We start from the raw sequence: 14,511 nt of genomic DNA on the forward strand, positions 1-14,511 counted from the left end.
CGAAAGCCATGGTCGACGGACCCGCGCATGAGATTGCCGCCTATGGCCGCGAAAAACTCCGCTGTCTGCAACAGCCGCGGACGAAACATTTTCTACAAATTCAGTAGAAAAAGAACGACCTGTCTTTCTCGACATCTCTCAATCCTCTAGCTTTCGCATGACAAATCGAGCGGAATCATCTGCCAACGGTCGATAGGGAGTGCCAAGCGAGACGAAAAACAAAAACGACCTGTTCCTTAAGGACTCCACCGGTCGAAGGCAGCATAGCCAAACCTTTGACTTCTCGGTTTCTCGTCCGTTCGACGCAACCGATCGCCAAACAATGCACCGAACCCCGGCAGGAACGCTTGCAATGGCCTGATGATATAGGCTTGCTGATCCCATGAGACATTCCCAACCCGAAGCGATCCAATGAAAGAGCCTATATCAGATCAGATCCTGACCGCCGCCAGCGCGCTTTTTTACAGCGAGGGCATTCGCGCCGTCGGCATAGATCGAATCATCGAAGAAGCGAATGTTGCCAAGGCGACACTCTATCGACACTTCCCCTCCAAGGACCATCTCGTGGCAGCCTATCTCCAGGATCGCCACGACCGCGTCATCCGGTCGCTACGGGAGGTTTTGGATGCGGCGAGCGCTCCGAGGGATCAGATCAAACTGATTTTCGAACGCTTGTACGAAAAGGCCGATAGCCCGGAGTTTCGGGGCTGCGCCTTTGCACTTGCCGTCGCCGAGCACGGCGATTCCGAACGTGTCCTGACCGTCGCGCGAACGCACAAGAAGGTCGTGAGGGACATATTTCGCACCATCCTGTCGAAGGCCGATGTCAGGCCCGATCAAGCGGCGGCTCACCTTTCCCTTCTCTATGAGGGCGCCCTTGCCACGGTCGCGGTCGGACGCGATCCCCAGGCCGTTCTCGTCGCCCGGGACTGCGCACTTTCCGTATTCGACGCGGCAATCTACTCGACCACATCTCCTAAGAAGAACTGAACATGACAAAGACCATCGATTACTTCTTCGGCATTGGCTCTCCTTGGGCTTTTATCGGCCTCGAGCCGTTTGCAGCTCTCGCCTCGGAGCATGGGGCATCGATCCGCCCCTATGTGATCCCTTTGATCGAGGATAATGGCGCGATCTATTCACGCAACCGGCCGGAAGCGCGCCGCGCCTATTGGGTTAAGGACCTGAAACGTTGGGCCGCGCTGCGGGGCAAGGTGCTCAACTTCGAAAACCGCGCCGCCCTGTCTGATCCGACGCCCGCCGGTTTCCTGGTCATTGCCGCCATCGATGCGGGGCAGGATTGGCTCAGGCTGACAAAGGCTCTTCAGGAGGCCTTCTGGACGCGTGGCGACGATATCGGCCGAGCCGAGGTTCGTCGCGCAATTGCGGATAAGGCAGGGTTCGACGGCGCAACTCTGGAGCAACGCGCTCAAGCCGAGAACACCCAGGCGATCTGGAAATCAAACGCCGAGACCGCCAAGGCCGCCGGCGTTTTCGGGCTTCCGACCTTCCGATACGAGGATGAACTGTACTGGGGGCAGGACAGCCTGCCATTCCTCGAGCGCCATCTCAACGGCGACAAAATCGCCGCCTGACCCACAACCGTGCAGGTCGGCGCCAGACGGCTACGGCCCGTTCGCCCGCACGCCAGAGCACATCCGGAGCACTCCATGTCCATCATCTCCACCGAATGGCCGGTGGCGCATCCGGATCATCCGAACCTCATCATTCCTGACGGGCGCGGAGACGGCAAATGAGTGCATTCTCTCCCGCTCTTTCCGAAACGCTTCGCATCCGTTTCGGCGATCGCTTCTCCACCTCGCGGGCCTTGCGCGAACAGCACGGCCGCGGTGAATCTCACCACACACCCGCCATCCCGGATGCCGTCGTGTTTGCGGAAACAACCGAGGACGTGGCCGAGATCGTCCGGCTCTGCGCGGCGGAAGACGTGCCGGTGATCGCCTTTGGCGCGGGCACCTCGCTCGAAGGCCATCTGACGGCGGTGCGCGGCGGCGTCTCGATCGATCTCTCCCGCATGTCGCAGATCGTCCGCGTCAGCGCCGAGGATCTCGATTGTACCGTCGAGGCCGGGGTGAGCCGCGAGCAACTGAACACATATTTGCGCGATATGGGCCTGTTCTTCCCGATCGATCCCGGCGCCAACGCCTCGATCGGCGGCATGGCCGCAACGCGGGCATCGGGGACGAACGCCGTGCGCTACGGCACCATGCGCGAAAACGTCCTGTCGATGACCGTCGTCCTGCCGAGCGGCCAGGTCATCCGCACCGGCGGCCGGGCGCGCAAATCGTCGGCCGGCTACGATCTGACCCGACTGTTCGTCGGTTCCGAGGGCACGCTCGGCATCATCACCGAAGTGACACTCAGGCTCTACGGTCTCCCGGAGACGATTTCCGCAGCACTCTGCTCGTTCGAAAGCGTCGAGCAGGCGGTCAATGCGGCGATTGCGGTCGTGCAGCTCGGCATACCGGTTGCCCGCATGGAGTTGATGGACCGCGGCCTGATCGCGGCCATCAATGCCTATTCCAATCTGTCGCTGGAGATCGAGGACACGCTCGCCTTCGAATTCCATGGCTTTCCGGCTGGGGTTCAGGAGCAGGTCGAGATGGTCAAGGCCATCGTCGAGGAGAATGGCGGCAAGGATTTCGAATGGGCAAACGCAGCCGAAGAGCGCAACCGGCTGTGGAAGGCGCGTCACAACGCGTTCTACGCGGTCGTCTCCCAGCGACAGAACGCCAAAGGCTGGTCATCCGACGTTTGCGTCCCTGTCTCACAGCTCAGCAACTGCATTCTGAAGACGCGCGAGCTTCTGCGCGACTGCAGCGTTCCCGCCGCCATTCTCGGCCATGTCGGCGATGGCAATTACCACGTCGTCTTCGCCGTCGATCCGACGAACCAAGTTGAACTCGATGAGGTCGCAGCCATCAACAAAAAGATGGTGCAACATGCGATTTCGGTAGGCGGCACCTCTACCGGCGAACACGGCGTGGGCACCGGCAAGATCGGTTATCTGCGCGGGGAATACGGCGATGCCGTGGATCTGATGGCCGTCATCAAGAATGCCGTCGATCCGACAGGCATCATGAACCCGGGCAAAGTCTTGCCCGGATAGACGCCGGCGGCTCGTTGAAACCCTTGTTTGCCTGGAGCTTTACAGATGAGTTCGTTTCAGACCCATAGCTCCCACTGGGGCGCCTTTTCCGGCCGCTACGAAGACGGAAAGCTCGAAATTCGGCCCCATCCGGCCGACCCGCATCCATCGCCCCTGCTGGGCAATCTGCCGGCTGTCGCTCATAGCCCCGCGCGCATCAGGCGTCCGGCCGTCCGGCGCGGCTGGCTCGAGGGCAGCACCGGAAACGCACAAAATCGCGGAGCGGACGATTATGTCGAACTCAGCTGGCCGCAGGCGCTGGACCTCGTTTCGAAGGAGCTTCGGCGCGTTTATGCAGATTTCGGCCCGCAAGCCGTGTTCGGCGGGTCCTATGGCTGGTCGAGCGCTGGACGCTTCCATCATGCACAGAGCCAGATCCACCAGTTTTTGAATGTGTTGGGTGGATATGTGCGATCCGTCAACACTTACAGCTCCGGCGCGGCGATGGTCATCATCCCGCACGTCTTGGGACCATATGACCATTTCGACCGCAAGAGCGTCACCTGGGACGCCATCGAGCGGAGCAGCGAACTGGTCGTCGCCTTCGGCGGAATGGCGCTCAAGAACACCGATGTGCATGGCGGCGGCATCAGCGCCCATATCGTGCCCCGGACGCTGAACGGCGCGCACGCGCGAGGTGCGCGTTTTGTCCTCGTCAGCCCTCTGAAAGACGATTTTCCTGCTGAGGTGAATGCACAGTGGCTGCCGATCATGCCACGCACCGATGTCGCGCTGATGCTCGGTCTTGCGCATGTATTGGTCAGCGAGGGATTGCACGACCGTGGATTCCTCGACCGTTACACGGTGGGCTACGAACGATTTGAAGATTACCTGCTTGGCCGGATCGATGGTGTCGAAAAAAGCCCGGAATGGGCGTCCCACATTTGCGGCATCGGCGTTGACACCATCAGGAAGCTCGCGCTTTCCATGGCGCGCGCCAGGACGCTGATCACCGTCAGCCATTCCCTGCAGCGTGCCGACCATGGCGAACAGCCGGTCTGGATGGGCATCGTGCTCGCCGCCATGCTCGGCCAGATCGGGTTGGATGGCGGCGGCTATTCCTATTCCCTTGGGGCATTGGGCAATATCGGCAAACACCAGCTCGCCGTCCCGCTGCCGACCTTTAGCCAGTTCAAAAATCCGGTGCCGGATTTCATTCCCGTCGCGCGCATCGCCGACATGCTCCTCAATCCGGGCGACCCATTCCACTATAACGGCCACGCGATGCGGTATCCCGATATCCGCCTCGTCTATTGGGCAGGAGGCAACCCGTTCCATCACCATCAGGATCTCAACAGGCTGCGGGCGGCGTTCAGGAGGCCGGAGACCATCATCGTGCATGAGACGGCCTGGACGTCCTCCGCCCGCCACGCCGATATCGTGCTGCCGGCAACGACCACGCTCGAGCGGGACGACATCGGCGCGGCGGACCGCGATCCGCTGATGATCGCCATGAAGAAGCTGATCGAGCCGGTCGGCGAAGCGCGGGACGACTATGAGATCTTCTCCGAGATAGCCCGCCGTCTCGGCAAATTCGAAGAGTTCACCGAAAACCGCACCAGCCGGGAATGGCTAACCTTCCTTTTCGAAACAACGCGCAAGGCGCTCATCGCCGGTGGACACGAAGCTCCGGACTTCGAGACGTTCTGGGAACGCGGAGAGATACGCCTGCCGCTCAAACCCGACGACGGCGGACCGGCGCGTGCCTTTCGCGATGATCCGCTTGCATCTCCGCTGCAAACGCCATCCGGAAAAATCGAGATCTTTTCCGAGACGATCGAGAGCTTCGGTTACGACGACTGCCGCGGCCATCCGCGATGGTATCCTGCCAAGGTGGAGGCAGAGGCCGACGAGAGCCGCTACCCGCTCCATCTGGTCTGCAACCAGCCGCATCAGCGGCTGCACAGCCAGCTGGACTATGGCGATTTCAGTCGTTCCACCAAGATCAAAGGCCGGGAACCGGTCCGGATCAGCCCAGCCGACGCGGCCGAGCGCGGCATCGCCCATGGCGACATCCTGAGGCTCTTCAACGCCCGCGGCAGCTGCCTTGCGGCAGCGGTGATCAGCGAGGACGTGCGAAAAGGCGTGATGCAGCTTGCGACGGGTGCATGGTTCGAGCCCGACGGCCCGACTGCCGAGAAGTCCATGTGCATCCACGGCAACCCGAACATCCTCACCCGCGACGTCGGAACCTCGCAATTGGCTCAGGGCTCGACCGGACAGCTTACCAGGGTTGAGGCGGAGCGGTTCGCCGGCGAACCGCCTCCGGTGCGGATATTCGAGGGAATGACGTTTTTGGACCAAGCTGAGAAGTCTCCGGAAAAGCTGATCCGCACACACCCGGAAACCGAACAAAATAATCCATAAATTTAGTAGAAAAAGAACAACTGGTCTTTCTCCCTCCTGTTGCCCTGCTTAGGCTATGCGTCGTGATCTCCTCGGCAAACAATACAGGACCGCATTATGATCGAACGCTTTTCCCCGTTCTCCCTTCCCCGGCGTCGTCTGCTGATCGCCACCTCTGCACTGGCAATCGCCGCCTTGGTGGTAACGGCGGAGTTCAATCCGGCTCTGAGTGCCGATAGCCCGCACAATGGCGGTGACATCACCTTCCTTATCGACTCGCTGGGCGATACCTGGATCCCGAACAACAGCGCGATCTCAAGCTTCCAGGGCCATATCTGGGGCCACGTGACCGATAAGCTCCTTTACGTCGATGCCGACGGCAAGGTCAGCCCCTGGATCGCCGAGCGCTGGGAGCAGAACGACAAAGCCACCGAGTTCACCCTACACCTGAAGAGCGGCGTGACCTTCTCGGACGGCACGCCACTTGACGCATCAGCCGTCGTCGCCAACCTCGACATCTGGTACGCCGGCCGCAAGAGCGAAGGCATCAACCCGATCGGCCTCTTCCCGAAAACCTACGACCACGCCGAGGCCGTCGACGCGAGCACAGTGAAGGTCTTCTTCAAGAAGCCGACGCTCGGCTTCATCCCGACGCTCGGCTACCACGGCTCGATCCTGATCTCTCCCAAGACCCTCGCGCAGCCTGCCGCCCAACAGGCCGACCTCAGCAAGACCTCCGGCAGCGGCCCCTATGTGGTCGATTCCTGGAAGGAAGGCGACTTCGTCAAGCTGGTCAAGCGCAAGGATTACAACTGGGGTCCCTCAGCGGTCGGCCATACCGGCCCGGCCTACCTCGACACGATCACCTATAAGCTGGTGTCCGAGCCGTCGCTGCGCGTGGCTGCTGTCCAGTCGGGCCAGGCCGACGTCGCCTACAACGCCTCGCCGCAGGAGCTGGAGTCTCTGAAGGCAGAGGGCTTCACCGTCGCGACACCACGCTATCTCGGCTTCGTCAACGGCTGGGCTGTCAACACCAAGCTTGCGCCATATGACGACGTGAAAGTACGCCAGGCCCTGCAGGCCGGCATCAATCGCCAGGAGATCATCGACACCGTCTATACATCAGACTGGAAACTGGCGACCTCCTTCATCCAGAGCAACGTGCCGGGAGCGACCGACCAAAGCGCGCTTTTGGCCTACAACCCCGAAAAGGCCGAGAAGCTTCTGGACGAAGCGGGCTGGACAAAGGGCGCCGACGGCATCCGCACCAAGAACGGCGAGCCGCTGGTGCTGACGCTGAATTCCAACCCCTACCTCGCAACCTCGAAATCGGTCGATGAGCTTATCGCCCAGCAACTCGGCAAGATCGGCTGGAAAGTCGCTATCCGTTCCTACGATGTCGTCACCTACGGCCAAAAGGTCAAATACGGCAGCCCCGCCGTGCCGGCCTACGAGGTGACCCGCAGCTTCATCGACGCAGGCACCGTCGCCAGTATCCTGACGAACGCCAACAACGGCGAGAATTGGTTCGCCCTCGACGAGAGCGACAAGACCCTCAACGAACTCCGCGACAAGATCGCCGGCGCCGGTTCCATCGAAAGCCGCAAACCGCTCCTCGACGAACTGCAGAAATACATCCTTGAGCAGGGCTACTTCATCCCGCGCACGCAGATTGTCCAGCGGATCTATGTGCAGTCTCCGAAGCTCAAGGGCGAGGTCTATAACGGTGTCGCCTATGCCAGCTACTACACGGCCACGAAAAGCGAATAACCCGCAATTCCACCGAGCAACGTAAGAGGGTGACGGCATGAGCAAAGCCTACCTAAACTACGCCGCAAAACGCCTCGTACAGGCGATCGTCGTGATCCTGCTGGCTTATGTCTTCACCTTCGTCGTCGTCAGCATCCTGCCCGGCGACCCGATCACCAATGTCCTGAACAACCCTCAGAACGGCTTCACGCCGGATGAGATCAAGGAGATCATCGCCGCCCAGGGTCTGGATAAGCCGATCCCCGTTCAGCTATGGACGTCGTTTTCCGGCTTCGTGACCGGCGATCTCGGCCTGTCGATGCGGACCAATCGGCCCGTATCGACCCTGATCGCCGAAGTGCTGCCGTCGACCTTGGTCCTTGCTTCCGCAGGCCTCGTCGTCGCACTGCTGCTGTCGGCGGTGATCGCCTATGGCACGCAGTTTCTGCCAAAACGGTTCGGCCAAGGCCTGCTGCGCGGTTTCCCGTCCCTGTTCCTGTCGGTGCCGAACTTCGTGATCGGCCTGGTGCTGATCCATCTCTTCGGTTTCCAGCTCGGCGTCTTTCGCGTGATCGAGCCTGACAGCTTCTGGGCAACCCTTTTTGCGGCCATCGCGCTCGGCATCCCCATCTCCGCGCAAATCGCCGAAGTGCTGATCGCCAACCTCGATCATGAGTCCGGGCAGGAATACGCCGCCGTCGCAAGGGGCCGCGGCCTCGGGCAAATGCGCCTGTTCGCCAAGCACCTGCTCAAGCCGTCATCGCTGCCGGTTATCACCGTCATCGCGCTGACGATCGGCGAACTGCTCGGCGGCTCGCTGATCACCGAGACGGTGTTCGGACGCACCGGTCTCGGCAGCCTGGTGCAGCGGTCGGTGAGCACGCAGGACCTGCCCGTCCTCCAGGCGGTCGTCTCGCTGGCGGCGGTGGTCTTCGTGATCGCCAACCTGATCGCCGATCTTACCTACCCGCTGCTCGACCCGCGCGTGAAACTGCTTGGCGCTCCCGAGCGCCGTCCAACCACGGCTGACGAAGGCTCCGCCGGCATCCCCAAGGCGGTGACGTCATGACCCTCGCTTCCGCATACTCCAGCTCGCGCGCCACGGCGATCAGCCGGCTGACGGCCCTGCGCGTGCCACCGGTCGTCGCGCTGTCTTTCGCTATCGTCGCGCTTGCCATCGCCTGGTCGCTCGCCCCGGGCCTGTTCACGATCTATGACCCGGTCAACGGCGTTCCCGCTCAAAAGCTGCTCGGCCCCAGTGCGGCGCACTGGTTCGGCACCGATCACCTCGGCCGCGACCTCTACACCCGCGTCGTCTTTGGCACGGCCTCCTCCGTGGCGAGCGCGTTGATCGCCGTCGTCATCGGCGTTGTCGCCGGTGGCCTCATCGGCCTCCTGGCCGGCTTCTTCGGCGGCTGGGTGGACATCCTGTTCGCCCGCCTGGTCGACGTGCTGCTTGCCATTCCAAAATTCCTGCTGGCCGTCATCGTCGTCACCGCGATCGGCTTCGACACCACGAATGCCGCCATCGCAACCGGCGTTTCGGCCGTCGCCCTGTTCGCCCGGGTGATGCGCTCGGAAGTGATCAAGACCCGGCAGGCGACATTCGTCGAGTCTTCCTTTCTGCTCGGTGGATCACGCTGGCACATCCTGTGGCGCCACGTGCTGCCGAACGCCTCGCGCTCGGTGCTGCCGCTTGCCGTGCTGCAGTTCGGCGACTCGATCCTGGTGATCGCCAGTCTCGCCTTCCTCGGCTACGGCGACCCGCCGCCGGCTTCCGACTGGGGCCTGCTGATCTCGATCGGCAAGGACTATCTCAAATGGCCGTGGCTGGTTTACGCGCCCGCCTTCGTCACGATCGCAACCGTCCTCTCCGTGAACAGGATCAGCCGATGGCTTCGCAAGACAGACTGACTGAGCTTTTCGCCCGCAACGACGCCGGCTCGGCACCCCAGCGATCAGCCCCCCTGCTCCGGATCGACGGGTTGTCGGTTTCCTACGGACCGCACGAAGTCGTCAGCAACGTCGGGTTTGAACTCGGCCGCGGCAAGAGCCTTGCCCTCATCGGCGAGTCGGGCTCGGGCAAGTCGACCATCGCCCGCGCTGTGTTGCGGCTGCTCCCCGGCGGTGGACGCGCTGCCGGCCGCGTCGAGTTCGACGGGCAGGAGGTGCTAAGCCTCCCGGAGCGCCATTTCCGGCCGCTCAGAGGACGGGCGATCGGGTTCGTCCCGCAGGATCCCGGCAACTCGCTCAACCCGGTGCGGACAATCGGCGCCCAGGCGATGGAAGCGGCCGCACTCCTCGACGAGCCCAATAAGGCAATCCGCAAGGCGCTCATCCTGGAAACCTTCGCCCAGGTCGGGCTCGACAACCCTCAGCGTGTCTACGACTCCTACCCGCACCAACTCTCCGGCGGGATGCTGCAGCGTGTGCTGATCGGCCTTGCTGTCCTGCCACGGCCATCGCTGCTGGTCGCGGACGAGCCGACCTCTGCGCTCGACGTCACGATCCAGAAGCGTATCCTCGACCTGCTTTCCAAGTTGCAGCACGAGCTTGAGATCAGCCTGCTTCTCATCACCCACGACCTGGCGATCGCCGCCGAGCGGGCGGACTCGCTGGTGGTGCTCAAGGACGGCGTCGTCCAGGAAGCCGGCAGCACCGCTTCCGTCTTCTCCGCGCCCACCTCGGCATACGCCAGGAAGCTGCACGCCGACGTCCCTGCCCTCAACCCCGATCGCTACTGTGCGCTGCGCGACCCCGGCTTCCGTTTCCTCGGGACCAAGGCCGGCAAGGCACCGAAGATCGAGGTCAGCGGCGTCACCAAGACTTTCACGGTGGACGGCAAGATTCTCACCGCCGTCAATGACGTGTCGTTTGCCGTCCCGGCTGGCACCACACACGCGCTGGTCGGCGAATCCGGTTCGGGCAAGACAACGGCAATCCGGCTGCTGCTCGGGCTCGAGCAACCCGACACCGGCAATATCGCTGTCGCCGGCGAGCAGCTCGCCGGTCGCTCGCCCGAGTCCCTGCGCGCGGTATGGCGTCACCTTCAGCTTGTTTACCAGAACCCGTTCACGTCACTGGACCCGACCTGGAAAGTCGAGCAGCTGGTGCGAGAACCGCTCGACCGGTTCAAGATCGGAACCAGCGAGGAGCGGTCCGCGCGGGTGCGCGAAGCGCTGGAGAATGTCGGGCTCGGCGAGCACCTACTCTTGCGCAAGCCGGAAGCCCTGTCAGGTGGCCAGCGCCAGCGCGTCGCCATCGCCCGTTCGCTGGTGCTCAAGCCTGATGTGATCGTGCTCGACGAGCCGACCTCCGCGCTCGACGTCAGCGTCCAGGCCGACATCGTCGAGGTACTACTGTCGCTGCAAGCCAGGCTCGGCCTGACCTATGTCTTCGTCTCCCACGACCTGGCTCTGGTGCGCCAGCTCGCCCACACAGTCTCGGTGATGCAGCGCGGGCGCATCGTCGAACATGGGACCGTCACCGACATCTTCGAACGCCCCCGGGAGCCGTACACACGCTCGCTGCTGGAGTCGATCCCATCAGGCGCCGCCGGTATCGCCCGCGTGCCCAACCCTAGACCGCAGCGTTTCGTCAACGAGGAAAAGATCGCATGACCATCGCCGCGCCTGCCGTCCCCCTGCCCGCGCCGTTCCGTCCGAAGCAGCGGCTCGGCTTCAACACCCGGGTGTCCTTCAACGACGACGCCGGGCCGGCGCAGGGGTTGCGCGACGGGATCGAGCTGTTCAAGGCCGCCGAGCGGCTGGGTTATCAGTCGGGCTGGGCCTACCAGCGGCACTTCGACCACTACCTCTCTTCACCGCTTCCGTTCTTCGCCGCGGCCGGCCAGCATACAAAGCATATCACGCTCGGCTCGGCTGTTATCCCGATGCGCTACCAGGACCCGATCCTGCTCGCCGAAGCGGCCGGCACGACCGACTTGCTGATCGGCGGCCGCTTGGAACTGGCCATCTCGACCGGCGCCAATGCGGCGTTCGACGCTGTCTTCGGTGCGGTTGACACCGATGCCCGGACGGAAGCCAAGCGCCGCCAGGCGCGCTTCCTTGCCGCGATCTCGGGCGAAGTCCTCCACACCGTAGCCGGGCAAGCCCAAGGCGCTCCGGAAGGCACCGAACTGCGGGTGACGCCGCACAGTCCGACCCTGCGGTCCCGGATCAGGCAGGGCTCGGCGAGCCTGGATTCCGCAGTGCAGGCTGCCAAGCTCGGGATCGGGCTGATCTCAGGGACCGTACAGCACGACCATGACGAGGGCGAAACCTTCGGGGAGTATCAGGCCCGCTGCATCGCGGCTTACCGTGCGACCTGGCGCGAGACCTGGGCTACCCAGCCGCCGCCGGTCGCCGTTGCCGCCTCGATCCTGGTCGGCACCACGGCCGAGCTTCGGGAAAAATACGCCGCCTACGACCTCGAGCGCCGCACCCAGGGAATTGCCGCGTCCCGTCCCAAGGGCGCGCTGACGCCGGCCGCGCCAGTCAATCAGCCGCCCGGCATCCAGATTTCCCCTGTCTTCCAAGGCACGCCCGACCAGGTGCTTCAGGCTGTGCTTGACGACCCGGGCCTTGCCGCCGCTGACGAGGTTGTGCTCTTCCTTCCCCCCGCCTTCGACCTTGCCGAAAACGTACGGCTGCTGACGGACCTGGCAGACACGGTGGCCCCCAACCTCGGCTGGTCGCCTAACGTTTGAACCACACTCTTCTCCGCCCGGCAGCGGCGCGCGAATATTTTCTACAGTTTTAGTAGAAAAAGAAAGACCTGTCTTCCTATTGGATTTCTCGCGCCATAACGTGAAAGCATGTTCGGCAACCCCGGGAGAAACGCTCACATGGCCGCGGAATTCATCAGCGCAAGCTTTGCCAATGCCTCCAATGACCTCAACCCCATTCCCGACGCGCCGGTGGATGCGCGTTTTCTGGAGCGGTACGCACGCGCGCTCGACGATTATGGCTTCAACTACACGCTGATCCCCTATTCCTCGTCCTCCTTTGATCCGTTCACGCTCGGAGCGACGATCCTCGCCCATACGAAAAAGCTCAGCATCATCGTCGCGCTACGTCCGAACACTGTCTATCCGACGGTCGCGGCGAAGTCGCTGGCGACGCTCGATCAGTTGAGTGGCGGGCGTGTCGTCGTTCACTTCATTGCCGGCGGCAGCGACGAGGAGCAGGCGCGTGAAGGCGACTTCCTCAACAAGGAAGAGCGTTACGAGCGGCAGGAGGAATATATTCGCATCCTGCGTCTGGCCTGGACGTCGACCGAGCCCTTCGATTTCGATGGGAAATACTACCAGTTCAAGCAGTTTCGCAGCGCCGTGCGTCCCACCAAGGGCCTCATCCCCATCTCGCTCGGCGGCTCGTCGGATGCGGCTTACCGGATCGGCGGTTCGCTGTGCGACATTTTCGGCCTATGGGGTGAGCCGCTTGCCGAGACCAAGCAGCAGATCGACCGGATTTACGACGAAGCCGCCAAGGCCGGCCGCGCAGACCGTCCGCGCATCTGGGTCACCTTCCGACCGATCGTGGCCGAGACCGACGAATTGGCCTGGGCGAAGGCGCAGAAGGTTCTGGAGCGGCTGAACGAGAACCGCGAGAAGGGTTTGAGCCGCGCGCCGCTTTCGGCTCCACGTCCGGCAAATGTCGGCTCGCAGCGGCTGCTGGACATTGCGGCGCGCGGCCATGTGCAGGACCGCGCCCTGTGGTATCCGACTGTGACCGCCACCAATGCCAGCGGCGCCACCACCGCGCTGGTGGGTTCGCCGCGCACCATCGCCGATTCCATCCTCGATTATATCGATCTTGGCGCCGATCTGATCTCGATCCGCGGCTACGACAATTACAACGATGCCGTCGATTATGGCCGCTATATCCTGCCGCTCGTGCGCGAAGGTATCCGCGAGCGGGAAGAGGCCAAGAAGAAGGCGGCCGCCTGATGATCGCGGTCCGGTACGGTAGGACCGTGCATTCAATCCCCGAACGGGCAGGCGACGCTACCTTCATCGCGTCGGAGGATATCGCTCGGGCGTCCATCAGAAGGCTTCAACGACATGCCCCATGACACAAGCGTCCTGAACGCAACCGCGCGGGTTCTAGCCGAGGCTGCTCCGGAAGCGGATCGTACTGGTCAGTTTCCATGGACGGGTATTCGTGCCGTTCATGAAAGCGGCCTTCTGGAAAGCACCGTCGCCGTCCGCTACGGCGGAGGTGGTGCCACCCTTGCCGACACGGCTCACATCTTAGCCGCTCTCGGGCGGGGCGATCCGTCCGTCGCGCTGATCAGCGCCATGACGATCTTCACCCATCTCGGCCAGGCGGGAAAAAACCATTGGCCGGAAGATCTCTACACCAGCCTGCTCGCGGAGGGGAAGCAGCGCCCGCTGCTGCTCAACGCCGCCCGCGTCGAGCCGGAACTGGGGTCGCCGGCGCGTGGCGGTCTGCCGGCAACGCGCGCCCGTCGTACGGCGAACGGCTGGTCGATCACCGGTCGCAAGCGCTTCGTAACAGGCGCGCATGGCCTCACGCATTTCCTCGTCTGGGCGCATACCGATGAAACCCCAACGCGGGTTGGAACCTTCGTCGTGCCGAATGGACTGCCTGGCATTCGCGTGATCGAAAACTGGAACAGCCTCGGCATGCGCGCCACAGGTTCGCATGACGTCGAATATATCGACGTCGAAATCCCGGCAGAAGACGTGCTTGATCTCACCGACGCCACAGTGGCGCAACAGGACAATCGCGCCCATGCGGCGCTCACGCTGGCGCTGACCGCGCTCTATCTTGGCGTGGCCGAAGCCGCGCAGGCCGCCTTCATCCGCTTCGCGCATGAGCGGGTGCCGACCAATCTCGGCCATCCCATTGCCCGCACGGAGCGTTTCGTGACGCTTTCGGGCGAAATCGACCTGCTTGTCTCCGGCGCCCGCCAGATCATTTTTGGCCCGCTCGAAGCCGGCCAAAGTGACGCGGAAAAATTCATAAGAGCCCGGCTTATTGCCGGCCGGCAGTTGCGTGAGGCCGTCCAGATCGCGGTGCGCGGCATCGGCAATCCGGGCCTTAACGCCGAGCTGGGGCTTGAACGGCATTTCCGGGACATCCAGTCCGTGCTCGTCCACGCTCCGCAGGAAGACGTATCGATTTCCATTTTGGGGCGCGCCGCCTTCGACCGTTGGAACCGGGATGAGGCCGCTCTATCGACCTATTCGACAGGCGTCCCCGTCCTTAAAACTGCCTGAC

At 62.8% G+C, this 14,511-nt stretch carries 11 protein-coding genes; all 11 read left to right on the forward strand.

Going from position 1 to position 14,511, the window contains the following annotated elements; genetic code table 11:
* Positions 1-411 precede the first annotated feature (411 nt).
* The 11 genes from PO860_RS12030 to PO860_RS12080 all read left to right on the forward strand — a co-directional run bounded on the left by PO860_RS12030 (position 412) and on the right by PO860_RS12080 (position 14,510).
* Positions 412-990 (forward strand): TetR/AcrR family transcriptional regulator, encoded by a 579-nt coding sequence (locus PO860_RS12030; protein ID WP_273881026.1) that lies wholly within the window; start codon positions 412-414, stop codon positions 988-990.
* A 2-nt stretch (positions 991-992) separates the two neighbouring features.
* Positions 993-1,595 carry a 2-hydroxychromene-2-carboxylate isomerase gene (locus PO860_RS12035; RefSeq protein WP_273883949.1) on the forward strand — a complete coding sequence of 201 codons (603 nt, stop codon included), beginning with the start codon at positions 993-995 and terminating at the stop codon, positions 1,593-1,595.
* Positions 1,596-1,753: 158 nt separating this feature from the next.
* Positions 1,754-3,130: an FAD-binding oxidoreductase gene (locus PO860_RS12040; RefSeq protein ID WP_273883950.1), complete on the forward strand. Its 1,377-nt coding sequence runs from the start codon at positions 1,754-1,756 to the stop codon at positions 3,128-3,130.
* A gap of 45 nt (positions 3,131-3,175) precedes the next feature.
* Complete coding sequence (locus PO860_RS12045; protein ID WP_273883951.1) at positions 3,176-5,536, forward strand: molybdopterin guanine dinucleotide-containing S/N-oxide reductase; 2,361 nt, start codon at positions 3,176-3,178, stop codon at positions 5,534-5,536.
* Positions 5,537-5,632: 96 nt separating this feature from the next.
* Positions 5,633-7,285 carry an ABC transporter substrate-binding protein gene (locus PO860_RS12050; protein ID WP_183606840.1) on the forward strand — a complete coding sequence of 551 codons (1,653 nt, stop codon included), beginning with the start codon at positions 5,633-5,635 and terminating at the stop codon, positions 7,283-7,285.
* Positions 7,286-7,322: 37 nt separating this feature from the next.
* A complete protein-coding gene (locus tag PO860_RS12055) occupies positions 7,323-8,333 on the forward strand; it encodes an ABC transporter permease (protein WP_273883952.1) in 1,011 nt (336 codons plus the stop codon).
* On the forward strand, positions 8,330-9,178 hold the full coding sequence (locus PO860_RS12060) for an ABC transporter permease (protein ID WP_272782217.1): 849 nt from the start codon (positions 8,330-8,332) through the stop codon (positions 9,176-9,178). The genes PO860_RS12055 and PO860_RS12060 overlap by 4 nt, the downstream gene beginning before the upstream one ends.
* The gene (locus PO860_RS12065) at positions 9,157-10,884 is read left to right on the forward strand and encodes a dipeptide ABC transporter ATP-binding protein (protein WP_272782216.1); all 1,728 of its coding nucleotides are present in this window, start codon (positions 9,157-9,159) and stop codon (positions 10,882-10,884) included. The genes PO860_RS12060 and PO860_RS12065 overlap by 22 nt, the downstream gene beginning before the upstream one ends.
* On the forward strand, positions 10,881-11,972 hold the full coding sequence (locus PO860_RS12070; protein ID WP_272782215.1) for an LLM class flavin-dependent oxidoreductase: 1,092 nt from the start codon (positions 10,881-10,883) through the stop codon (positions 11,970-11,972). The genes PO860_RS12065 and PO860_RS12070 overlap by 4 nt, the downstream gene beginning before the upstream one ends.
* Before the next feature lie 138 nt (positions 11,973-12,110).
* On the forward strand, positions 12,111-13,214 hold the full coding sequence (locus tag PO860_RS12075) for an LLM class flavin-dependent oxidoreductase (RefSeq protein ID WP_272782214.1): 1,104 nt from the start codon (positions 12,111-12,113) through the stop codon (positions 13,212-13,214).
* A gap of 114 nt (positions 13,215-13,328) precedes the next feature.
* Positions 13,329-14,510, forward strand: a complete 1,182-nt coding sequence (locus PO860_RS12080; RefSeq protein ID WP_272782213.1) for an acyl-CoA dehydrogenase family protein — start codon at positions 13,329-13,331, stop codon at positions 14,508-14,510.
* The last annotated feature ends 1 nt before the right edge of the window (position 14,511 follow it).

The organism is Rhizobium binxianense, from assembly GCF_028994275.1.
GTDB lineage: Bacteria > Pseudomonadota > Alphaproteobacteria > Rhizobiales > Rhizobiaceae > Rhizobium > Rhizobium binxianense.

What these genes read in the sequence shown, in the direction of transcription:
- PO860_RS12030 (WP_273881026.1), top strand. Translation starts at nt 412, where the DNA reads ATGAAAGAGCCTATATCAGATCAGATCCTGACCGCCGCCAGCGCGCTT.
- PO860_RS12035 (WP_273883949.1), top strand. Translation starts at nt 993, where the DNA reads ATGACAAAGACCATCGATTACTTCTTCGGCATTGGCTCTCCTTGGGCT.
- PO860_RS12040 (WP_273883950.1), top strand. Translation starts at nt 1,754, where the DNA reads ATGAGTGCATTCTCTCCCGCTCTTTCCGAAACGCTTCGCATCCGTTTC.
- PO860_RS12045 (WP_273883951.1), top strand. Translation starts at nt 3,176, where the DNA reads ATGAGTTCGTTTCAGACCCATAGCTCCCACTGGGGCGCCTTTTCCGGC.
- PO860_RS12050 (WP_183606840.1), top strand. Translation starts at nt 5,633, where the DNA reads ATGATCGAACGCTTTTCCCCGTTCTCCCTTCCCCGGCGTCGTCTGCTG.
- PO860_RS12055 (WP_273883952.1), top strand. Translation starts at nt 7,323, where the DNA reads ATGAGCAAAGCCTACCTAAACTACGCCGCAAAACGCCTCGTACAGGCG.
- PO860_RS12060 (WP_272782217.1), top strand. Translation starts at nt 8,330, where the DNA reads ATGACCCTCGCTTCCGCATACTCCAGCTCGCGCGCCACGGCGATCAGC.
- PO860_RS12065 (WP_272782216.1), top strand. Translation starts at nt 9,157, where the DNA reads ATGGCTTCGCAAGACAGACTGACTGAGCTTTTCGCCCGCAACGACGCC.
- PO860_RS12070 (WP_272782215.1), top strand. Translation starts at nt 10,881, where the DNA reads ATGACCATCGCCGCGCCTGCCGTCCCCCTGCCCGCGCCGTTCCGTCCG.
- PO860_RS12075 (WP_272782214.1), top strand. Translation starts at nt 12,111, where the DNA reads ATGGCCGCGGAATTCATCAGCGCAAGCTTTGCCAATGCCTCCAATGAC.
- PO860_RS12080 (WP_272782213.1), top strand. Translation starts at nt 13,329, where the DNA reads ATGCCCCATGACACAAGCGTCCTGAACGCAACCGCGCGGGTTCTAGCC.